We start from the raw sequence: 20,820 nt of genomic DNA, 5'->3' as shown, positions 1-20,820 counted from the left end.
AGCGTCTCAAAAAATAACCGAACCACTACTCAGGCTGAATCAGTTCAAAGTCAGATTCGTCCAGAGACAACATCAGAGGAACATCATTCGGATTCATTAAATTTTGTTCTAAGCGGACGATCCAACGTCCTGACTCTTCACGACCTTGGATAATCCCCTGAATACCCGCAGCATATTCAGGGCGGATAACCCGAATTAAGGTTCCTACCTTGACCATTAGCCCAATAGTATCTGCTTTCCCTTCCCTAAACATGAGGGACGTTCTGTTATTTTAACCCAATTTTAACCTTTTCTTATACATAAGAATACATTGGCTGACAGGTCTGTAGATCCCGGTTTTTGTCAAGGTTTCCGGACATAATAGTCAGTCATTGTTCCATCAAAATTAGTCGCAACGGGTCTAAACGAATGTACCAGGGAAAGGGGCGGTCTTTGAGATTCGCCCATTTTTCCTTATAAACCTCAACTTGTAGGTGGTAGTCTTGGGCGTGAGCCGGAGGCTGATGCAGTCTAATATATAGTGTTGTCCGGTGTTGCGTCTCACTGGTCATCACCAGCCAGCAGGGAAAGGTATTCTCTCCATCGGGATGATGGGGAAAGGTGAAGTGGTGGGCGCGAATTCCCACATACGTTAATTTGTTAGGAATTGGTTCAACCACCTGAAGCGCACAACCCCAGTCTTGCGCCTCAATTGTTTGGGGTTCAATCATCCGGGCGGTGGAAAAGTTTTTACATTCAGTAACCTGGGCAACTTCAAAGCTAGGAGGACGTTCAAAAATAGTCTCTTTGGTATCATTAGCAATCACTTTTCCCTGGTAAAGAATCAACAAATTCTGGCAGATTCGATAAGCTTCTTCTAGCTTATGGGTGACAAATAGCGTCACGCCTTCATAAGTAGAAAGCGTTTCACTCAATAGCCTTTCAATCCGGCTGCGTAAATACGTATCCAAGGCGGAAAGGGGTTCATCTAAGAGTAAGGCTTCTGGATGAATCGCCAAAGCCCTAGCTAAAGCAACTCGCTGTTGCTGTCCGCCGGAAATTTGCTCAGGGTAGCGGTTTTCTAAGCCTTGCAGTTGCATCATCTCCATATATTTGGCAATGCGCTGTCGGCGTTCCAGTTTGGGCAAATCTTGCAGACCAAAGGCGATATTTTGGGCAATGGTTAAATGGGTAAACAGCGCATAATTTTGAAACACAAAACCAATCCGGCGTTGGCGACTGGGAATATTAATTCCGCGTTTTGAATCAAACAAAACTATTCCATTGAGAACAATGCGTCCCTGGTTGGGTGAGTCTAATCCCGCAATGCAGCGCAGCGTCATACTTTTACCCGAACCAGACGTACCTAAGAGTCCTAAAGGTTGTCCATTTGCTTCTAGTTGGGCGTCTAAGGTAAACCCAGGCAACTGTTTTTTCAGGTTAACAAAAAGTCCTTTATTGCCATACTTAACTCCCTTTGCTAAGGGAGAATGGCGATAACTCCGAGGGTTTTTCGTGGCATGATTAAACAATGGTATTACATTTGCCACGTAATCCGTTGTGATTGATAACCAATGCGCGATCGCGTGCCACTTGGCGGAGTGCTGTGTTCCTGACCAGTAGTTGATCGTGGCGATTACCAAGAGTGCGATCGCCACCATCAGCAGCACCCAATTCAACGCCTCTCCCATCTTACCTGCTTCTGCGGCAAAGAAGATCGCGATCGGCATGGTTTGAGTTTTGCCAGGAATACTACCCGCTAACATTAATGTGGCACCAAATTCTCCTAAAGCCCTGGCAAAGGCTAAAATCGTTCCTGAAACCACACCAGGTAATGCCAAAGGTAATAGAATCTGCCAAAAAATCCGCCATTCTGATGCCCCTAATGTCCGAGCGCAATGAATCAAATCCTTGTCAATTTGTTCAAAAGCACTCAGTACCGTTTTATACATCAAAGGAAACGCCACAACTGTAGCCGCGATTACTGTGGCTGACCAGGAAAATATTATAGTAATTCCCAGGTGCTTTAACAATTGTCCCACAGGACTATTTCTACCCAAAAGCAGCAGCAGCAGAAAACCGATAACTGTTGGTGGTAGTACCAGGGGCAAAGTAAACAAACCATCAATTAATCCTTTGGCTTTACCGCGATAGCCATACATCCATCTGGCGGCGGCAATTCCCACTAAGAAAGCGAAGATTGTAGCGACAAATGCAGTTTTTAGCGAAATCCACAGCGGAGATAAATCTGAATAGGGCATTCTATTCGTCCAGTAATCGAATTATGGCGAGAAGGTTGTGGGATGGTTCGATTGATAATATCTCAGCTTTTCCTGGCGTTTTCTGTAGTTTAACTATCTTTTTTCTACATTAGGTTTGTAGTAGGGAACCTTAGCCTATAAACCTAGCCTATAAACTCGCCTCGATTAAACGGTGAAATGGCAGGATTATTTTTTTAACGCAGAGGTACGCAGAGGTAAGCGCAGAGGTACGCAGAGGGAGTTGGCGGTTGGGGGGAAAGGAAATTTACAAGAGTAGGGGCGCAAGGCTTGCGTCCAAGGCATAGTATCTCATTCGATCAGGAAACTCTATATTTGAAACCGTTAATTGTCAGCCAAGCTAAAACCATAGTCTTCAAACATCGCCAAATTCTGGTGGCGCGACCGGGTTAAAATAGGACTTTGTTTGTAGTAAGCACTTTAGTGCTTTAACGCCTAGCTGGAGAGGGCTAAAGCCCTCACTACGAACCAAATCTATTTCACCAAATTAGCTGGGTCACGCCGCCATCGTGCGTTAGTGTTCGCGGAGCGTTCCCGTTCGCGCAGCGTTCCCGAAGGGTAGGGTAGCGTAGCGTAACGCACCATTACTCAGTTGAAACTGTTAATTGCTAGCTAAGTTGAAACCATACGCTTTAAACACATTTTTAGCAGGTTCAGTAGAGATAAACTGCACAAATGCCTTGGCTGAATCCGGATGTTTACTCTCTTTTAATACCGCAACTGGATAAATAATTGGTGCGTGAGACGTTTCTGATGCCGTGGCGACAACTTTGACATTATCTGATACGTTAGCATCCGTGGCATAAACTAATCCTGCCTCAACATTTCCGGTTTCGACATAAGAGAGGACTTGGCGCACATCTTTGGCGAAAACCAGTTTATCTTGGATGGGTTTATATAAATTCAGTGAAGTTAGGACTTCTTTCCCATATTTTCCAGCGGGTACACTTTCCGGGTCGCCAATTGCCACTTTGCTCACTTTATCAGTCGTTAATCCTTTGAAATTAGAAATATCGCTTTTATCCTTTGGTGTAACCAGAACAATTGAGTTTTTCAATAAGTCTTTGCGTGTATCCGTTAGCAGTAAGTCTTTCTCTTGCAAAGCGTTCATCTGTTTTGGTGCGGCGGACAGAAAGACATCCACAGGCGCTCCCTGTTCAATTTGCTGTTGCAGAGAACCGGAGGAGCCAAAGTTATAGGTAATGATAACGTTAGCTTGTTCTTGAGTATACAAGGGCGCGATCGCTTTCATGACATCCTGTAGACTAGCTGCCGCTGATACCGTAATTTCTACCGATTCTGGTGACGTGGCGGAAGGGTTCTGAGGTGTCCCTTGAGAACAACCCACAACGATTAGGAATGTCGCAACCATCCATGCCATTGAGAAAACATGTCGTTTTTTCATTTCCCTGTTGCCTTAGCTAATGACTGACAGAAGGTGTTGATAGGATCATCGTACTAATCTGAACCATGACTTTCTTTTCCTTAACCTGACGCTTAATTACGGGGAGTTGCTGAATGAGGGAGTCAATTCCGCCCAGAAAGTTGAGATGCTGTTGGAAGATTAAAACGGTTTCTGAGACTCCCAGTCGATGAGGATATGCCCCACCTGCTAAGATGGCTTTTACGGCGATAGGTTTGGTTCCTGGGATGACTTTACGAGTGGTATAGAGCATAACATTTTGATTCGCCGCTTGTGCTATCTGCACTAGATTGTAGGTTTTGGTGGCGACTCCACAGGCATATTCGAGTAAATTCTGGGCAGGTTTCCAAGCCAGATGCAAGGCGGCGGCGTTTCCAGTAGCACTGAGAAATGGGATTCCCGCATCCAAGATTTCACCTGTTGCCAAGATTGTTGTCACGTCTGCCCCAGTTTGGCGTAAGATACTGGCGGCTTCTTCGGTGCAGGCTAGAACGGTTTTGGCGCGAGTGGTAAAGCGGATTGTCCCCATGCGATCGCCAATCCCTAACACCTGGGTGGTTAAATCAAAATAGGGAACGTCTTCTTGGATTAACTGTTCGATAAACTGCTGTGAGATAAAAACCATTACCTATGCCGCATTTTTGCATTCGGACTTCTGACTAGGCTATATCAGTTCTACGAGGGTAAAAGTGAGTAAAATAATACAATTCGCTGTTTTTCTCAAATTACTCAGCAAAATCAGAAAATTCAGTGATTTTTGGTATTATTAGCTGGTGAACCAATGACTAAAGCAGGGATTGAACTATGGAAATTAGCGCTCGCAATACCTTTAAAGGAACAGTAAAAAAGGTTGTACCTGGCTCTGTGAACAGTGAGGTGACAATAGAAGTTGCTCCTGGGGTGGAAATGACGGCAATTATCACCAAGTCTTCTGCGGAACGACTCGGACTTGCTGAGGGTAAGGAAGCGTATGCTGTTGTTAAAGCGACAGATGTCATGGTGGCAACAGATTAAAGGGTGCGTGCTTAAACATTGGGTTGTGCCAAATCCTCAGTTTTCACCAGTCAACAGCAGCCCGGAATCGTAGGGGCGCACAGACGTGCGCCCTGACTTAATTAGGATAGGACTTGTCTCATCTAACAAAAATTGTCAGCCAAGCGGGAATCCTGATAAAAATGTTTTCAAAACTACTGATACCGCCGTCTTGCTCGCCTTGCCAAGGCTTGCTGCAATTTTTCTTCCAGTTCCTGAATTCTAGTTTCATGACGATTGAGTTCTTGCTGTTGCAGCAGCAGAGACAGTTTCAAATCTTCCCAGCTTTGGGTATACGTTGTCCATTGCTTTTCCAGATACGTAAAGGCTTGGAGAATGTTGACAATTAGTCCGGCTGTCGTCGAATAAACTTGACAAACTTGTCTATCTGAAGTGACCTCAATTAAGACCAGCATACCTTTATTAATATGCTTGACTTGGGTGGCGAGAATTACTTCATCTTGAACCGTGCGCCAAATTTGTCGGCTTCTTTCTTGGCAATAGGCTTGCAGTTTAAGTACCGTTGCCCGACTGCCAATCCAGGAATGATTTTTTTTGACTTCAGCTAAATACAGCATAATTTGATACCTTTAATGGGGTTAGAAAAACTATTGCGGAGATGCCTTATCTATGGCACATGATCAGATTAAGGTGATTACTGTTATTGTTTATCATTAAAAATAGGGAGCTGGTATTCCAAGCTACAAATAATTGCTTAATCGCTCTTTGTTATTTTTATTTAATATTAAAAAAATTATAATTAACTGTAGGGTGGGTTAGGCGGTAACTCCATGAAGAGGAATAACCATTTAATCAGATATCCGCCGTAACCCACCAATAATAAGGGGAAAAAGGACATAGCCAGTAGGGTGGGTTAGGCGGTAACTCCATGAAGAGGAATAACTATTTAATCAGATATCCGCCGTAACCCACCAATAATCAGAAAAACGGTGCGTTACGCTTTGCTAACGCACCCTACGGGTTATGGGTCAAGAATGCGAGTTGATGGCGCTAAAGCGCAACTACAAACGATTTAACCACAACCTAAGCCACTCCCGGTACATTCGCCAACTTTACCCGCCGCAACTTGCCGTTTGCCTTTCAGCTTTGACAAATCACTTCCTTCATAAACGGCTTGCAATCCCGTCTCAATAAAACCGCTCATTTCCACCGGAAGCACACCACACTTGGTCAAAATTTCTTTCGGATTATCCCCAATACTACTGGCTAAAATTGCCCGACAATCTTTAAGCATATTCGCGACTTTTTGCCACCGTTCAAAACCACTTCCCTTTTCCGGGGCGAGGCGTTCTTCTACTAAGGTAAAGCCTTGATCCGTTTTCTGCCAAATCTGAAATTGATCCGCTTGACCTAAATGCTGATTCACCAGAATTCCTTCAACGCTGGCTACAGCAACATAAGGGCGTTCTTTTTCTTCAATGGGAATTACTTTCTTGGAACAAGCAATCAAACACCCGTGGAATTCCTCGGACTGATCTGCCCCTAAAAGTCCCACAGCATCTGCCCGACAGCGTGTGCAATGGCGCATTTGCGGTAAATATTCCTCGCATTCTTTGCGGATTTTCGCCATCGTAATCCCATCGGGTTCAGTCAATCCCTCAAATGGCGTTTCGGCGGTGGGATACATCGCCATAGCATTGAATAAATCTGCCCCAAGTTTTGCCATGATTTTGGCAACTTCAACCACATGATGGTCATTAATTCCGGGCATGACAATGCAGTTAATTTTAACCGTAATCCCGGCGGATTTCAATCCTTTTACGGCTTCTAATTGGCGTTCTAAGAGTAACTTAGCGCCTTTTAATCCCTGATACACTGACTTTTCATGGCGTACCCAACGGTACACTTTGCGAGTAATTTCTGGGTCGATCGCGTTTATGGTAACGGTAACGTGACTGACGCCAATTTCGGCAATTTCGTCGATATATTCGGGTTTGAGATTTAAGCCATTGGTTGCCAAGCAGAGGATTAAGTCGGGAAACTTTTCCCGCAGCAGCCGCATTGTACCTAAGGTTTCCTCTGGATTGGCAAAGGGATCACCGGGACCCGCAATTCCAGCAACACTGATTCTTGGTTCTTTTTCTAATACCTTTTCCATGTAAACAGCGGCTTGGGCGGGAGAAAGAATAGTGCTGGTTACACCAGGTCTACTTTCGTTAACGCAATCATATTTGCGATTGCAATAATTACATTGGATATTGCACTTGGGTGCTACAGGTAAATGGACTCGTCCGAACTGTCCTTTTACTTTGACATTAAAACAAGGGTGATTTTCTAAGTTAATTGTAGCTGTCATGGTTTTCTCTCCTGAAGTGATGAGTTGAATTTAGGGAAATACTCTCTAAACTAAGTTAGTGGCGGATGGTTAAAGCGTGACTCGTCAACAAATGACAAATAACAAATGACGAATGACAAATGACAAATGACAAATGACAAAATCAAAGATAGCCATACCCCACGGGTGAATCGGTTTGCTTCTTCTCGATAATGGCATTCACAATCCGATCTAACAGGTTCTGAGTGCCGCGATACCCCAGATGTAGCATCCGCTGTCCGCCAAAGCGATCGTGAATGGGGAAGCCAACGCGGATTAGGGGAATTTGATGTTTTTTAGTCAGGGAATATCCTTTGCTGGTTCCAATCAACATATCCGGTTCTAGACTTTCGATTTCTTCAGAAATTTCATAGAAATCAAATCCTTCTTTAACGATTGGCGGTTCGGTGACAATATCCGAAGTAACCGCATTAATCGCCTCCTGAAAATGTCCACTATTTCCTCCTGATGCACATAAGACTATCTTCATGCCGATTTCGGCTAAAAATGCCGTTAATCCGACACACAAATCTTCTTCCCCATAAACCACTACCCGCTTACCAAACAGATATTTATGGGAATCAACATAGGCATCCACTAACCGCCCTCGTTCCAGTTGATGTTTTCTTGGTGTCGCACAACCAGAAACTGTTTCTAGGGCTTCAAAGAAGCGATCGCACTCTCGCAACCCAATCGGCATACCCAAGGCGTACAGGGGAACACCGTTGCGTTCAGCTAGTAGTTGACCCCCAGAATTCCCCGTGCGTTGCAACACTTGACCGAACTCAATCGTGGCGCTAGAACCTCCCATACTTTGAATCGCCGCGATTGGCGTTCCCCCTTCTGGAATCTTTTCATAGTCCATTTGCGCGGGGGCGTCTAAGGTTTCAGAGATATCCGGTAGGATCGTTCCTGGACAATTAAAATCGTCGAGAACTTCTTTTAGATAACGGATATCGGCGGGAGAAACTAATCCAGGTAAAAGATTGACCTGATTTGCCCCCCCTTTCAAAGGGGGGGTTGGGGGGGATTCAATTACTAACTGATCAATCACTGCCCGCACTGTGGCATGGAAACCTTCCATGTGTGTTCCACTATAACTGGGGGTGGAGACATTTAACAAGGTTGGCAATTCCTTGTCGCCAAATTCTTCCTTAAACTCTCTCAACAACCCACTAACATTATCACCAATGGTTTCAGTTAAGCAAGTGGTGGCAATTCCTACAACTTTTGCGCCATATTTATCCATGACATTGAGGATACCTTTTTTCAGGTTAAGTCCTCCGCCATAAACGGCATGTTTTTCACTCAAGGAAGATGAGGCGATATCAATGGGTTCGCGAAAGTGACTAATGATATAACGCCTCATGTAGGTGGCGCAGCCTTGTGATCCATGCAGAAAGGGCACGGTTCCCTCAATACCTCGAAAGGCAATGCAAGCGCCCAGAGGTTTACACAGTTTACAGGCGTTGGTTGTGGAAACGTAGGCTTCAGTTTTTTGCTTAATTTTGAGTTTCTTAGACATGGTTTTATCGGTGGCAGCGAATTGGGTAATGGTTTATCATTTCAATTCTGGAATAATGGTGTGTTATGCTACCTTTCGGAAACGCGGCGTGAACGCTAACCCTATAACTTAAGTTTGAGGAATAATGGTGCGTTACGCTTCGCTAACACACCCTACAGCTATAGCGCTACGCGCTCGGCAATGGGCAATAGGCAATAGGCAATAGTGAATACAAAAGCTTACCTTAAGGCACTAAAGTGCCTACTACGAACAACCCGTTTAAACGGGTTTAAGCTTTTAGATTGAACTTGAGTTCAAGGCTTGATTTTTACGCGGCACAAATCTCCAGACGGGAGACATAACGGTGCTATGTACTTCCTTAGCAAAATTTACCATTCCCAGAAACCCTTCTAACGCTTCCTTGCGTTCATGGTTGTGGTCGCAAAATCCGAGTCCTAACTTATAGGCAATCGGTCGTTCTTTCACGCCACCAACAAAGATATCAACATCTTTTTCTTTTAAAAATGCTGAGAGTTCCAAGGGGTTAGAATCATCCACAATAATTGTGCCTTCATCGGTAACTTCGTGGAGTTCTCGGTAATCTTCACTGGTTCCGGTTTGCGAACCCACCATCACCACATCCATGCCGATAAGTCGGAAGGCTTTAACTAAGGAAAAGGCTTTGAACGCACCGCCAACATAAATCGCCGCTTTTTTACCTTGCAAGTCTTTGCGGTACTCTTGCAGTTTAGTATATAACAATGTTAATTCTTCCCGCACTAAGTCTTGAGCGCGTTTGAGAATGTCTGGGTCATCCTCGAAGAATCGGGCAACTTTATACAAGGCTTCCGCCATGTCTTCGACACCAAAGTAGGACACTCGTATAAACGGAGTTCCATACTTTTCTTTCATCATTTTAGCTAAATCCATTGTCGCCCCAGAACACTGAACCACGTTCAATGCAGCACCGTGCGATCGCGCGATATCTCCGACTCTACCATCGCCTGTGATATTGGCAACAACCTGGACACCCATGCGTTCAAAGTATTCACGGATAATCCAAATTTCTCCGGCTAAGTTAAAGTCGCCCAGAATATTAATACTGCGGGGAGAAATTCCGGTGGTGTCTCCTGTCCCCACTAAGCGGAACATAGCAGTACAAGCGGCATTATAGCCCGCCCGTTTGTTCCCTTTAAATCCTTCTGACTTAACCGGAATTACGGGAATATTTTTTTCTTGGCTAACTCGTCTACAAATCGCTTCTAAATCATCACCAATAATACCCACAATACAGGTGGAATAAACAAACGCCGCATTGGGGTGATGGCGGTCAATCAGTTCCGTTAACGCCTGATACAGTTTCTTCTCACCGCCAAAGATGACATCGCGTTCTTGTAAGTCCGTGGAAAAACTCAACCGATGCAATTCTGGACCCGATGAAAGCGCCCCGCGAATATCCCACGTATACGCCGCGCAGCCGATTGGTCCATGGACTAAATGAACCGCGTCAGCGATGGGGTATAAAACAACGCGAGAACCACAAAATACGCAAGCCCGTTGGCTAACTGCACCAGCAAGACTGTCTTTGTTACATTCCAGGTCAAATGGTTGGTTTCCCTTGCGGTGAATTTGCTTTTCACGTTCTTGAAAAATAACAGGTTCCATATCGTCAGGCTCACAAACGTTGTACAAAAATGCTTTTAGAAAAAGAAAAAGGTGAGGTAAGCCCCGACACCCGCCAAGAACTCAAGTTCTTGGCTTATAGCTCAAGTCGTCTTTAGACGACTGGAATTCTGGTAAACATGTCACATTGGGTTTTCGGGTAGGGGCGATCCGCTTACACAAATCAACAACTGTATCCATTCAATTGACTCGTGTCGCCCTTGACTAATCCTTTCTTTAACATGTTCTAGAATTCTGAGTGAGTCGTCTTTAGACGACTTTCGCTTTAAGCCTTGGGTTTGAACCCAAGGCGGTTTAAGGCTGGAATTCTGGTAAACATGTCACATTGGGTCTTCGGGTAGGGGCGATCCGCTTACATCAAGTAACAACTGTATCCATTCAATTGACTCGGATTGCCCTTGACTAATTCTTTCTTTAACATGTTCTAGAATTCTGAGTGAGTCGTCTTTAGACGACTTTCGCTTTTGGTTCCTTGGGTTTGAACCCAAGGCGGTGGCGAGTGGTTGAGATTTAACTAACAAACAGATAATCCTCAGCAGGTTTGCCATCTTCTAAGGCGTCGAGGATTTCGTCAATGGCTTCTTCATCAACATTTCCGTACCAGTAATTATCTGGGTAAACCATCATCACAGGTCCGTTGTTGCACAGATTCATGCATCCCGTTGAGGAAACCAGAGCGTCTAAACCGCGATCGGTGATTTCTGATTCGAGATACTGAATTAAATTAGTAGAATCCTTTTTCTGACAAACTCCTTTCGCGTTGCCATTGACTCGGAAGCTGGAACAAACGAAGATATGGTGTTCAGGTTTCTGCATGATAAACCTCCTTGGTCATTCGTCATTTGTCATTTGTCCTTGGTCAGAGTTGGGGCGAGTGTGGAACAATCCGATAATTGTTAAACCCGCCCCTAAAGCGTTCTAGCGAACCAATTCAAACAGCTCATCGGGAGCATCCCGGTCGAGGCGTTCGAGTAAGGTGTTGCAAATATTAGATAGCAGGTAGATACCGCCCCAGTAGCAAGCTGTGGGGAAATAACTGTGACCGACGCGATCTAAAATGGGGAAACCGAAGCGCACGATCGGAATATCTTCATCACGACCGATATACTTGCCGTATTCATTGCCCAGAAGCAAATCGACTGGCTCATTCTTAATCAGTTGATGCAGGTAGAATAAGTCTGCATTAGCCGCAACCACGGCATCAGGAACGGCATCCTTGAGGATATCTTTGACCCGTTCTTCAAAGCGCTTACCAACCGGGCTACCCGTAATCACGTAAACCGGTAACATACCGCAGTCTACGAGGAACTCAGTCGCAGAGATCACCTGGTCAGGGTCACCGTATACCGCAACCCGCTTGCGATACAGATACTGCTGCATATCCGTCATCACATCAACCAACCGTCCCCGGTCATCATTGAGCGACTCAGGTGGCGTGACATCACTGAATTCAATCAAGGCTTGAACAAAGCGGTCAGTGGCGCGAAGACCAATGGGTAAATCTAGGACACGAGACGGAACTTGGCACTTGTTTTGCAGGGCAGTTGCAGCGGCTTCCGAGGTAAAATTACCCAAGGCTAAGGTGGCGGTGCTATTCCCGGTGTCGATTAAATCGGGAATCGGTGTCCCGCCTTTCGGGTACATCTGAAAATCACCCGTTTTCGGTGTATCCACCACATCCGAGGTATCCGGGAAGACAATCGCGTCAATCCCCATTTGGGTCACTAACTGCTTAACCGCCCGCACATCGGAGGGTTCGACGTAGCCCGGAATAATGTTGAGCTTGTTATTCGGCGTATCAGTTTTTGCCGATAAATAGGTCACCATCGCCTTAGTCATATTCGACCAGCCGGTGACATGAGACCCGACGTAGCTGGGAGTATTGGCATGAATGACGTATTTGCCTTCGGGAACTGCCCCAGATTCACGGGCTTGGCGGATAAATGTGGGTAAATCATCGCCAATGGTTTCCGATAAGCAAGTGGTGCTAACTGCCACCATATCCGGGTTGTACACGGTAAAAATAGTGGTTAGGGCTTGCTTCAGGTTTCCGCCACCGCCGAACACAGAGGAACCCTCGGTAAAGGCGCTGGTTGCAGCCATGATGGGTTCTCTGTAATGGCGGGTCAGGTGAGACTTGTGGAATGAACAGCAGCCTTGAGACCCGTGGGAGTTCGGTAAGCAGCCGTGAATCCCTAATGCGGCGTACATTGCACCAATAGGCTGACAAGTCTTGGCAGGATTGATTCGTAGCGCCTTACGTTCAACGATTTCTTTAGGGGTTGCTTCTAACATGATTCTGGTTCTCCTTTGTGGGTTTAAGTAGGGGCGGGTTTCACGATTAACGTTGCTTGTTCAACCCAGATGTGACTAAACCCGCCCTGCTCGCAAGAATTAACGGATAACTTTTTTGCTCTCAGACGCGCCATGGCGCGTCTCTACATTATTGGCTAGTTCTGCCAGGGGGCTTTCACTAACTTCCAAGTGGGGTTGTTAATCCGCATATCGATATCTTTGGCGAAATTAACCGCACCTTGGAATCCGGCAAACGGACCGCCGTAGTCGTAGTTGTGAAGTTGCTTACAAGGAACGCCAAACTTCTCAATCACATACTTGTCCTTAATCCCGGAACCGACGATATCGGGCTTGAGGCGCTTAATCAGAGTTTCTAGCTCATGATGGGAGATGTCATCAATCATCAACGTGTCTTCACCCATCTCCGAAATCATCCCCTCGTACCGATTCAGGAACCCTTCTTCTTTAAGCTGCTCCACCCATGCTGGGTCAGCCGTCAGTTTGTAGCGTTCGGGGTCTTTTTCGACACGCAACTCTTCGACGTTGCGGGAGTCGGCGTCTACTTTCAACGGTAGAACTTGACGACCTTCGTAATCATCCCGGTGGGCGAACTCATAGCCGGCGGCAATGGTTTTGATGCCTAAGTCTGCAAACAAGTCTTGGTAGTGGTGAGCGCGAGAACCGCCCACAAACAGAATCGCACTCTTGCCTTGCAACCGTTCCCGAATCGGGGCAATTTCAGCTTCTGCGGCAGCCACTTCTTCAGCAATCACCTCTTCAATGCGCTGGGTAAGTGCCTCATCATTAAAGAATCGGGCAACCTTACGCAAGGACTTGGCAAACGCTTGAACGCCGATGAAGCTGACCTTTGTCCAGGGAACCCCAAACTTGGTCTCCATCATCTCCGCCATGTAGTTAATTGAGCGGTGACACATGACCAAGTTCAACTTAGCTAAATGGGCTTTCGTCGCTGCATCGTAAGTGCCATCACCACTGAATGTGGCAATCACATTAATCCCACACTTCTCAAGCACCCGCTCAATTTCATAGGAATCGCCGCCGATGTTGTACTCACCCAAAAGGTTGACGGTGAAGCCTTCAATTTCTTCGTCTGTTGCTTCGCCTTCACCCACCCAATTTTTAAAGAAACCATTGTTGGCGATGTGGTGACCCGCAGACTGGGAAACGCCTTTATAGCCTTCGCAGTTAAATGCAACAACCGAAATGCCGAGTTCTTCAGTCATCTCTTTGGCAACGGTTTGGATATCGTCACCAATTAACCCCACTGGACAGGTGGCTGTGATGGTAATCGCATTGGGCTTGAAGATGTCATAGCCTTCCTGAACGGCTTGACGCAGCTTTTTCACACCGCCGAAGACAATATCAGAGTCCTGCATGTCAGTGGTGACACAGTAGCTCATGTAATTCTTGCCATCTTCACGGCTACGATACTGATTGCGTCGCGTCATCCAGGTGTAGTAAGAACAGCCCACTGGTCCGTGAACAATGTGCAGCACATCACCAAACGGACCAACAACCACCCCTTTACAGCCAGCAAAGGCACAGTGTCTGGTGTTGAGAATCCCAGGAACCGTCCGCACATTCGCCTGAATTTCCTGTCCTTCGATGGACGGGTCCCGCATCACGATATGCTTTGCCCGTTTTCTGGCAACTTTGGCTGGGTAGGGCGATACCATCTCTTTGGTAACGTCTTTCGGGTCTACTTCATACGTCGCCTTTTCTAATTTTAAGGTATCTGAATCATGGGGAGTCATAATCGTTTTCTCCTGTCTTAATTACTTTCCTAGAAGGGCGGATTTAGTCAAGTTATCGATGTGTACCAAGTAAAACCCGCCCCTACATTTCGCTGGAAAACCTTAACCCATCATTTCATCAACCGCGACGGCTCCAGTTTCGCCGCTGCTAACGCGGACACTATCCTCAACGGGCAGAACAAAGATTTTTCCATCTCCAGGGTTGCTGGTCTGATTGGCTTGAATCAGGGCATCAACCACTTGCGGAACGTTGTCATCGGGAACCACCAAACTGAGCATCCGTTTAGGAATTAAACGGTGTCCTTGAGCCAGGAGGGGCAGCAAATCACTGCTATCTTGGGGATTTTCATTAATTGCTTTCGCCAACTGAAAGTCCACGGCTTGCCTGCCTCGACCGACTACTTTCACCGCTGTCACGGACGGAAAACCAGCTTTGCTTAAGGCGGCTTTCGTCTGGTTAATTTTGTTCATCCTGATGACAGCCAGAACTTCTTTCATAACCTTCAACACTGAGATTTACTCTCGTGCCTCCTAACATAAACCGGGGAGTTCTCTTGTAGAAACCGTTATTAACGATTTCTACAAGAACAATGGATACAAAATGGGTCTCATTTTTAGCGCGTAGCCAGCGCCGGTTCTTTTTTACTCGAATCGGTTTTTCCGGAGCTGATGGTGTAGACTTCTTCTACAGGACTGACAAATATCTTGCCATCACCCGCTGCTCCTTCTGTTCCCGTGCGAGCGCTGCCCAGGATTGCCCGAATCACAAACTCTTTTTCGGTATCGGGAACCACTACCATTAACAACGCTTTGGGGAGTTCATCATAAAGCACATTACCAATTTTCAATCCCCGTTGTTTGCCTCGACCAAAGACATCAACTTTGGTAACGGCTGGATAACCAGCGTCCAAGAGCGCTTTCATAACGTCGTCGCTCTTTTCCGGTCGAATAATCGCTCTCACCATGATAGTCATGGGATGTTGCCTCCAAACAATTGTGCTTGTATTTCAGCGGTGGAAGATGTGAGAATGTTTGTAACCTTCCACCTGCAACACACTGCATCTTTAGCCGTACAAACCGAACTTAACAAGTAGTTGTTCCAACTCGTCATTCTTCATCGGTGTGGGAACGACATGATTGGTGTTCTCATCAATCGCTTTAGCTAAGCTGCGATAATGACCGGCTTGCTCACAATCGGAGTCATATTCAATCACCGTCTTGCGGTTCAGTTCCGCCCGTTGAACCATATTGTCGCGGGGCAAGAAATAAATCATCTGAGTGCCGAGGGCTTCAGCCAATGCTTCGATAAGTTCAGCTTCCAGATCAACCTTACGGCTGTTGCAAATTAAACCGCCTAGACGAACACCACCTGATTCAGCGTATTTTTGAATGCCTCGGCAGATGTTATTAGCGGCATACATTGCCATCATTTCGCCAGAGGTAACGATGTAAATTTCTTGGGCTTTACCTTCCCGAATTGGCATGGCGAAACCGCCGCAAACCACGTCACCTAGTACGTCGTAGAAAGCATAATCAAGACCTTCACTCTCGTCATAGGCGCCGAGTTGTTCGAGCATACTAATTGAGGTGATAATGCCTCGACCTGCACAGCCTACGCCGGGTTCTGGACCACCGGATTCTACGCAGAGGGTTTTGCCATAGCCTTCTTTACGAATTTCTTCGAGATCGACGTCGTCGCCTTCTTCACGCAAGGTGTCTAACACACTCTTTTGGTGCAAACCACCGAGTAATAAGCGAGTTGAATCTGCTTTGGGGTCACAACCAACGATCATGACTTTGCGACCGAGTTCGACAAGTCCAGCCACTGTATTTTGTGTGGTTGTGGATTTACCGATTCCACCTTTACCGTAAATAGCAATCTTCCTCATTTCAGACCTCCATTAGGATCAATTTTTTGAGGTTACATCATTAACAGTTAATTGAAGTTGATTCGGAGAATATTTGTATATTCAACTATCCGAAAGCTTCAAGTCTATCAAGAAACAATTGAGCGTTTATCCTGGTAACGTTTTTTATTTTCCTGATGATTTAATAATAGAAATTAAATCTAAAACTAAAAGTGTATTTCGCTACATAACCAGAGTTTTATTGATTTAGTTTTGATTCACTATTTTTCGGTTTGTAACAAAGATTTGGTCTTTCTATGTCAACGATAGATCAATGACTTATTTACAATTTACTTAAATCTTTAGTTATTATTAAATAGTGACAATTAACACTGTTTTTAATTCAGGTTTATCAAGGTAAAGGTTACTTACGTGTAGAATCAATCCAACCTGTTATCGGTTAAAAAAATACCCTTGGCGATTCACCAAGGGTTACCTATACAACGGAGTTACGTTAAAACTTGTTCAATCAGAAACTGAAGTCAAAATTTGCACATTAAACTTAAACCACGGCTTCAACCATAAGATTAGGAGACACTCGTTCTTGCAGCCGCTTTTCGATCGCCATCTTCAGGGTAATCATCACGCTGGGACAGCCATCACACGATCCTTTGAGAATCACCTTGACGCGATCGCCCTCTACGTCATGCAACTCCACATCGCCGCCATCATAGGCTAATGTGGGACGGATTTCCGTTTCCAGGACTTGCTGAATCAAGGTAATTTTTTGTAAGTTCGTCAGGGTAGCAGGAGGTGGCGATTTCTCCTCTTTGATCGGGAAAGTCGAAGGAGTCGTTGTAGCGACGGCGGGTTGAGGAATCGGTGCGGACAACGACGCGGCGGTATTTAATGTCTCCTGTTCTTGAGTAACATCGATCACCAGATCATCGATCTCTGCCAAACATGATCCACACCCCCCACCAGCTTTAATGTAGTTGGTGACTTCTTCGGCGTTAGTGAGGTGATTTTCCCGAATCAGTCGTTTAATCTTAGCGGAACTCACCCCAAAACAACTACACACCAAGGGACTTTCGTCCTCTTCCTCCGGTCTAACCGGAATCCCTTTATAATCAGAGATTGCCGCTTCCAGGGCTTCTTGACCCATAACCGAACAGTGCATCTTCTCTTGAGGTAAGCCACCCAAATAGCTAGCAATCTCACGATTCGTCAGTCGCAACGCATCATCAACCGTCATCCCCTTAATCAGATCTGTTAATGCCGAGGAAGACGCGATCGCACTCGCACAGCCAAAGGTTTGAAAACGGGCATCCAGAATGGTATCAGTTGTGCTATCAATCCTCAGATACAACCGCAACGCATCGCCACAAACGATACTGCCAATTTCGCCAACTGCGATCGTTTCCGCCGTCGCACAATCTTGAGTCGCGATCGCGCCCATATTGTGCGGATTATGAAACAAATCCATTACTTTGTCAGTGTAGTCCCACATAGCTCGTCCTCCCGTTATTCGTCATTCGTCATTCGTCATTCGTCATTACGTAAAGTCGGGGCGGGTGTAGGGTGCGTTACGCTTCGCTAACGCACCATTTCAAACTACAAAATCTCCCCCAGCTTCCAGACGTGCCATGGCACGTCTCTACAAACCCTGCTCATTTAACTGTCTCCATAACCCCTCTCCCCTGTTGTTCCCTGGCTGTTTGCAGCCAACCGTGTTCTTCGTCGGCTTCATTCTTGAAGGGGGAAATCATGCGTAAGCGTTCTACAATTGCTGGCATTACTTCCAACACCCGATCAATTTCAGCCGAAGTGGTATATCGAGACAAACTAAACCGAATCGAACCATGGAGAAGCGTGTAAGGTAATCCCATCGCCCGCAGCACATGAGAGGGTTCTAATGAGCCAGACGTGCAAGCCGAACCCGACGAGGCGCAGATCCCAAAGCGATCCAGGGACAGTAAAATGGCTTCACCTTCGATATACTTAAAGCCAATATTCGTCGTATTCGGTAGCCGCATCGACGGATGACCATTAAGCTGACAATCGGGAATCTGACTCAGTAATCCTTGTTCCAAGCGATCGCGTAATTCCTTCACCTGGGTAACTTCTTCCGTGACGTGCTGGATTGCCAATTCTGCGGCTTTCCCTAAGCCAATAATGGCGGGAACATTTGACGTACCCCCCCGACGCCCTCGTTCTTGATGACCCCCGATTAATAGGGGACGGAAACGCACACCTTTGCGAACATAGAGTACGCCAATCCCTTTCGGTGCATGAAGTTTATGACCGGAAAGAACCAAGAAATCAACCGTACTCTCGCTCATATTTAGGGGAACTTTCCCCACCGCCTGCACCGCATCAACGTGGAACAAAATGCCCCGTTCTTTAACAATCTGCCCAATCCGTTCAATCGGAAAAATCGTCCCCGTTTCATTATTGGCGCACATCACTGAAACCAGCGCCGTATCGTCGGTGAGAGAGGCTTTCAATTCCTTGAGATCAATCAACCCTTTGCCATTAACGGGAAGATAAGTCACCCGGTAGCCTTCTTTTTCCAGTCGTTTGCAAAGCGTGTAAACCGCTGGATGTTCCACCGCCGTGGTAACAATGTTCTTCTTGTCTGGTTGAGTCCTCAACGCCGCACGAATCGCGGCATTGTCCCCTTCTGTACCGCAACTGGTAAAAATAATTTCTGTCGGTTGAGCGCCCAATAATGCCGCAACTTTTTCTCGTGCTTGCTCTATATTGCGGGCTAATTGTCCACCAAACGTGTGCATACTGGAGGGATTTCCATAATATTCAGTCAGATAAGGCAGCATCTCCTCCAGCACAGCCTCGTCTACACGGGTGGTGGCATTGTTATCCAGATAAATTACACTCATAAATCTACCTATAGAACATCAGTCTCGGAATTGAACTCGATGCTAAAATTCCTGTAAAATCGTAACCAAAGATACAAAATACTCCATGTTTGAATCAGGGCGGGTTTAGTTAAAGGATTGGTTTTTGTCAAACCTTATCGGTAAAACCCTGATATTGCTCATAAAAGTCCAGCACTACGTTTTCAATCACGTCGTAGGCTTCAACGCACTCAATTCCCTGCGCTTGCAATTGTTCCTTGGGACAAGCACCAATCTTAGACACGAGAACAGCTTGGCAATCCGAAAGCGTTTGCATAATGTTTTCTAGTACATCGGCTTCGCCATACCCGCCTTGGCAATAGGGAGTTACGGAACGCCGATCAATACAATGGGCTTCATCGTGATCAACTTCGTAAATCTCGAATTCTTTGGCATGACCAAAATGTTGATTAACCAAGCCACCCCCTTTACTGGCGACAGCGACGCGGATTTTAGTCCGATTGGCGACAGAGGATGTATTTTCAGTTCGAGTCGCGTTCAGGATTTCTTTAGGCTCTTTGCCCGTTTGTCGTTCCTGATGTCGTTTCAAGTCGTATTCTGATTTCATCTTCAGACTGTTGGTGTTCATGACATCCTTCCTCCTCCGGTGTCCCCGAATCGCCTAATCGTCTCGGCGTAGCCAATCTAGTAACTGTTTGAGTCATGGGCTTTCGGCATTGTCTGAATTAAAAGATAAATGCACCCTTAACACCCAACGCCAATACTTAAACAGTTAAGTATGAAGGAGTTGATTGAGCATCCTTCATACTTGAATTCCGGCGATAGTTGTTTTTATAGCAGCTCGGTCTAAACAGGAGGTTCTGTTCGCCTGGGGTTAAGACTTATTAGATTAATTAGTTATGTACTCATCCCCCTAAAGTCTGATTACAGAGGCGTTTCAAATTTCTTTGGGGGTAGGGGTTCTAGTATTTTCGGGATGGGGTGCAAGTATTTAAGGGGTGGGGTTCGAGTATTTCTGTACTCACGCTCAAAGCCTATTGTAGTGCGGAATTGAGCTAATTTTATTCGGAGCTTTTACTGAGTACAGATTTGTACTCAAAATGCTTATCGGTTAAATCTAACGTTTCACCTTGAATGGCATTTCTGTATCTAAATTAGCATTTTTTTGCGGAGTCTGCATTTCTATTGATTTTTTTTAGATTTCCCCCATTGGTGTAGGTTGGGTTGAGGAACAGGGGTTGTAGAGACTGAACATGGCGCGTCTGGGAGATGGAGAAAATGTAGGGGCGGGTTTTACCATTAACATTTAGTTTTCACCCTGATGTCACTAAACCCGCCCCAACGGATTAAGCTGTCATGCATTTAAATTGGGAATGGGTAGCGAGCAAGATTGGGAATGGGTAGCGAGCAAGATTGGGAATGGGTAGCGAGCAAGATGCTCGCACTACAAGGATTTCGCCATTGTTGATATTAAGGTTTAAATGCCGAACAGCTTACCAGCATTCTGCGACAAAGGACAAAGGAATAGGACTTAAGCAAATTGACGGCACAGGCGCTACCTGTAGGGGCACCGCAATTCCCAAAGGTGTCAAAAAAAACCACAAAAACCACCAAAAGATACAGGGTGTTTGGTAATGTTGTTGGGTTATTTTTTTTGTGGGTTTTGTTGTTGTGGTTTTTTTGATTGTGGTGGTGTAGTTTGGTGTATTTATGGGTATTGGTAATAATTTGAATATTGAGTATTATTAGTTTGTTTTGTTTGGGTTTGTGGTGGTTTTGTGGGTGTGGG

At 45.8% G+C, this 20,820-nt stretch carries 19 protein-coding genes; 1 reads left to right on the top strand and 18 read right to left on the bottom strand.

Translation table 11 applies throughout. The features are described 5' to 3' along the window. Positions 1-25: 25 nt before the first annotated feature. The 4 genes from RIG66_RS16545 to RIG66_RS16530 form a co-directional block, all read right to left on the bottom strand. Positions 26-253 (bottom strand): hypothetical protein, encoded by a 228-nt coding sequence (locus RIG66_RS16545; protein WP_446379851.1) that lies wholly within the window; start codon positions 251-253, stop codon positions 26-28. 115 nt (positions 254-368) lie between these two features. Beyond that, complete coding sequence (gene modB, locus RIG66_RS16540; RefSeq protein WP_446379849.1) at positions 369-2,240, bottom strand: molybdate ABC transporter permease subunit; 1,872 nt, start codon at positions 2,238-2,240, stop codon at positions 369-371. A 619-nt stretch (positions 2,241-2,859) separates the two neighbouring features. After that, entirely contained in the window at positions 2,860-3,630 is a 771-nt protein-coding gene (gene modA, locus RIG66_RS16535; protein WP_446379900.1) for a molybdate ABC transporter substrate-binding protein, read from the bottom strand. A 49-nt stretch (positions 3,631-3,679) separates the two neighbouring features. Beyond that, entirely contained in the window at positions 3,680-4,306 is a 627-nt protein-coding gene (locus RIG66_RS16530; protein ID WP_446379847.1) for a ModD protein, read from the bottom strand. A gap of 179 nt (positions 4,307-4,485) precedes the next feature. Between RIG66_RS16530 and RIG66_RS16525 the strand changes: the two genes are divergently transcribed. Beyond that, the gene (locus tag RIG66_RS16525) at positions 4,486-4,695 is read left to right on the top strand and encodes a TOBE domain-containing protein (protein WP_446379845.1); all 210 of its coding nucleotides are present in this window, start codon (positions 4,486-4,488) and stop codon (positions 4,693-4,695) included. Positions 4,696-4,868: 173 nt separating this feature from the next. Here the strand turns inward: RIG66_RS16525 and RIG66_RS16520 are convergent, their stop codons facing one another. From RIG66_RS16520 to RIG66_RS16455, 14 genes are all read right to left on the bottom strand, one after another. Next, a complete protein-coding gene (locus tag RIG66_RS16520; RefSeq protein WP_446379843.1) occupies positions 4,869-5,291 on the bottom strand; it encodes a hypothetical protein in 423 nt (140 codons plus the stop codon). Between the two features lie 455 nt (positions 5,292-5,746). Then, positions 5,747-7,030, bottom strand: a complete 1,284-nt coding sequence (nifB, locus tag RIG66_RS16515; RefSeq protein WP_446379841.1) for a nitrogenase cofactor biosynthesis protein NifB — start codon at positions 7,028-7,030, stop codon at positions 5,747-5,749. Positions 7,031-7,172: 142 nt separating this feature from the next. Continuing rightward, on the bottom strand, positions 7,173-8,573 hold the full coding sequence (locus RIG66_RS16510; protein ID WP_446379839.1) for a nitrogenase component 1: 1,401 nt from the start codon (positions 8,571-8,573) through the stop codon (positions 7,173-7,175). Between the two features lie 276 nt (positions 8,574-8,849). Next, positions 8,850-10,217: a nitrogenase iron-molybdenum cofactor biosynthesis protein NifE gene (nifE, locus tag RIG66_RS16505; protein WP_446379837.1), complete on the bottom strand. Its 1,368-nt coding sequence runs from the start codon at positions 10,215-10,217 to the stop codon at positions 8,850-8,852. A gap of 528 nt (positions 10,218-10,745) precedes the next feature. Next, positions 10,746-11,051 carry a (2Fe-2S) ferredoxin domain-containing protein gene (locus RIG66_RS16500; protein WP_446352470.1) on the bottom strand — a complete coding sequence of 102 codons (306 nt, stop codon included), beginning with the start codon at positions 11,049-11,051 and terminating at the stop codon, positions 10,746-10,748. Between the two features lie 102 nt (positions 11,052-11,153). Further along, on the bottom strand, positions 11,154-12,530 hold the full coding sequence (nifK, locus tag RIG66_RS16495) for a nitrogenase molybdenum-iron protein subunit beta (protein ID WP_446379835.1): 1,377 nt from the start codon (positions 12,528-12,530) through the stop codon (positions 11,154-11,156). A 155-nt stretch (positions 12,531-12,685) separates the two neighbouring features. Next, positions 12,686-14,305 carry a nitrogenase molybdenum-iron protein alpha chain gene (gene nifD / locus RIG66_RS16490; RefSeq protein ID WP_006098789.1) on the bottom strand — a complete coding sequence of 540 codons (1,620 nt, stop codon included), beginning with the start codon at positions 14,303-14,305 and terminating at the stop codon, positions 12,686-12,688. 102 nt (positions 14,306-14,407) lie between these two features. Next, positions 14,408-14,803 (bottom strand): P-II family nitrogen regulator, encoded by a 396-nt coding sequence (locus RIG66_RS16485; protein ID WP_446379833.1) that lies wholly within the window; start codon positions 14,801-14,803, stop codon positions 14,408-14,410. Positions 14,804-14,919: 116 nt separating this feature from the next. After that, complete coding sequence (locus RIG66_RS16480) at positions 14,920-15,279, bottom strand: P-II family nitrogen regulator (protein WP_446379831.1); 360 nt, start codon at positions 15,277-15,279, stop codon at positions 14,920-14,922. 90 nt (positions 15,280-15,369) lie between these two features. Beyond that, entirely contained in the window at positions 15,370-16,194 is an 825-nt protein-coding gene (nifH, locus tag RIG66_RS16475; protein WP_446379829.1) for a nitrogenase iron protein, read from the bottom strand. A 520-nt stretch (positions 16,195-16,714) separates the two neighbouring features. Beyond that, positions 16,715-17,662, bottom strand: a complete 948-nt coding sequence (nifU, locus tag RIG66_RS16470; protein WP_446379827.1) for a Fe-S cluster assembly protein NifU — start codon at positions 17,660-17,662, stop codon at positions 16,715-16,717. 160 nt (positions 17,663-17,822) lie between these two features. Further along, a complete protein-coding gene (gene nifS, locus RIG66_RS16465) occupies positions 17,823-19,052 on the bottom strand; it encodes a cysteine desulfurase NifS (protein ID WP_446379825.1) in 1,230 nt (409 codons plus the stop codon). 127 nt (positions 19,053-19,179) lie between these two features. Beyond that, entirely contained in the window at positions 19,180-19,659 is a 480-nt protein-coding gene (locus RIG66_RS16460) for a NifB/NifX family molybdenum-iron cluster-binding protein (RefSeq protein ID WP_446379823.1), read from the bottom strand. 842 nt (positions 19,660-20,501) lie between these two features. Beyond that, a partial coding sequence (locus RIG66_RS16455) for a hypothetical protein (protein ID WP_446379821.1) occupies positions 20,502-20,820 on the bottom strand: 319 nt, incomplete at its 5' end.

The sequence above is a fragment of the Coleofasciculus sp. E2-BRE-01 genome (genome assembly GCF_040221695.1).
Classification (GTDB): domain Bacteria; phylum Cyanobacteriota; class Cyanobacteriia; order Cyanobacteriales; family Coleofasciculaceae; genus Coleofasciculus.
The sequence above is the reverse complement of the archived record's forward strand: the minus strand, read 5'-3'. Positions and strand labels throughout refer to the sequence as shown.

Excerpts from the sequence above, each read along its gene's own strand:
- RIG66_RS16545 (WP_446379851.1), bottom strand. The coding sequence starts at position 253 with ATGTTTAGGGAAGGGAAAGCAGATACTATTGGGCTAATGGTCAAGGTA.
- modB (WP_446379849.1), bottom strand. The coding sequence starts at position 2,240 with ATGCCCTATTCAGATTTATCTCCGCTGTGGATTTCGCTAAAAACTGCA.
- modA (WP_446379900.1), bottom strand. The coding sequence starts at position 3,630 with ATGGTTGCGACATTCCTAATCGTTGTGGGTTGTTCTCAAGGGACACCT.
- RIG66_RS16530 (WP_446379847.1), bottom strand. The coding sequence starts at position 4,306 with ATGGTTTTTATCTCACAGCAGTTTATCGAACAGTTAATCCAAGAAGAC.
- RIG66_RS16525 (WP_446379845.1), top strand. The coding sequence starts at position 4,486 with ATGGAAATTAGCGCTCGCAATACCTTTAAAGGAACAGTAAAAAAGGTT.
- RIG66_RS16520 (WP_446379843.1), bottom strand. The coding sequence starts at position 5,291 with ATGCTGTATTTAGCTGAAGTCAAAAAAAATCATTCCTGGATTGGCAGT.
- nifB (WP_446379841.1), bottom strand. The coding sequence starts at position 7,030 with ATGACAGCTACAATTAACTTAGAAAATCACCCTTGTTTTAATGTCAAA.
- RIG66_RS16510 (WP_446379839.1), bottom strand. The coding sequence starts at position 8,573 with ATGTCTAAGAAACTCAAAATTAAGCAAAAAACTGAAGCCTACGTTTCC.
- nifE (WP_446379837.1), bottom strand. The coding sequence starts at position 10,217 with ATGGAACCTGTTATTTTTCAAGAACGTGAAAAGCAAATTCACCGCAAG.
- RIG66_RS16500 (WP_446352470.1), bottom strand. The coding sequence starts at position 11,051 with ATGCAGAAACCTGAACACCATATCTTCGTTTGTTCCAGCTTCCGAGTC.
- nifK (WP_446379835.1), bottom strand. The coding sequence starts at position 12,530 with ATGTTAGAAGCAACCCCTAAAGAAATCGTTGAACGTAAGGCGCTACGA.
- nifD (WP_006098789.1), bottom strand. The coding sequence starts at position 14,305 with ATGACTCCCCATGATTCAGATACCTTAAAATTAGAAAAGGCGACGTAT.
- RIG66_RS16485 (WP_446379833.1), bottom strand. The coding sequence starts at position 14,803 with ATGAAAGAAGTTCTGGCTGTCATCAGGATGAACAAAATTAACCAGACG.
- RIG66_RS16480 (WP_446379831.1), bottom strand. The coding sequence starts at position 15,279 with ATGACTATCATGGTGAGAGCGATTATTCGACCGGAAAAGAGCGACGAC.
- nifH (WP_446379829.1), bottom strand. The coding sequence starts at position 16,194 with ATGAGGAAGATTGCTATTTACGGTAAAGGTGGAATCGGTAAATCCACA.
- nifU (WP_446379827.1), bottom strand. The coding sequence starts at position 17,662 with ATGTGGGACTACACTGACAAAGTAATGGATTTGTTTCATAATCCGCAC.
- nifS (WP_446379825.1), bottom strand. The coding sequence starts at position 19,052 with ATGAGTGTAATTTATCTGGATAACAATGCCACCACCCGTGTAGACGAG.
- RIG66_RS16460 (WP_446379823.1), bottom strand. The coding sequence starts at position 19,659 with ATGAACACCAACAGTCTGAAGATGAAATCAGAATACGACTTGAAACGA.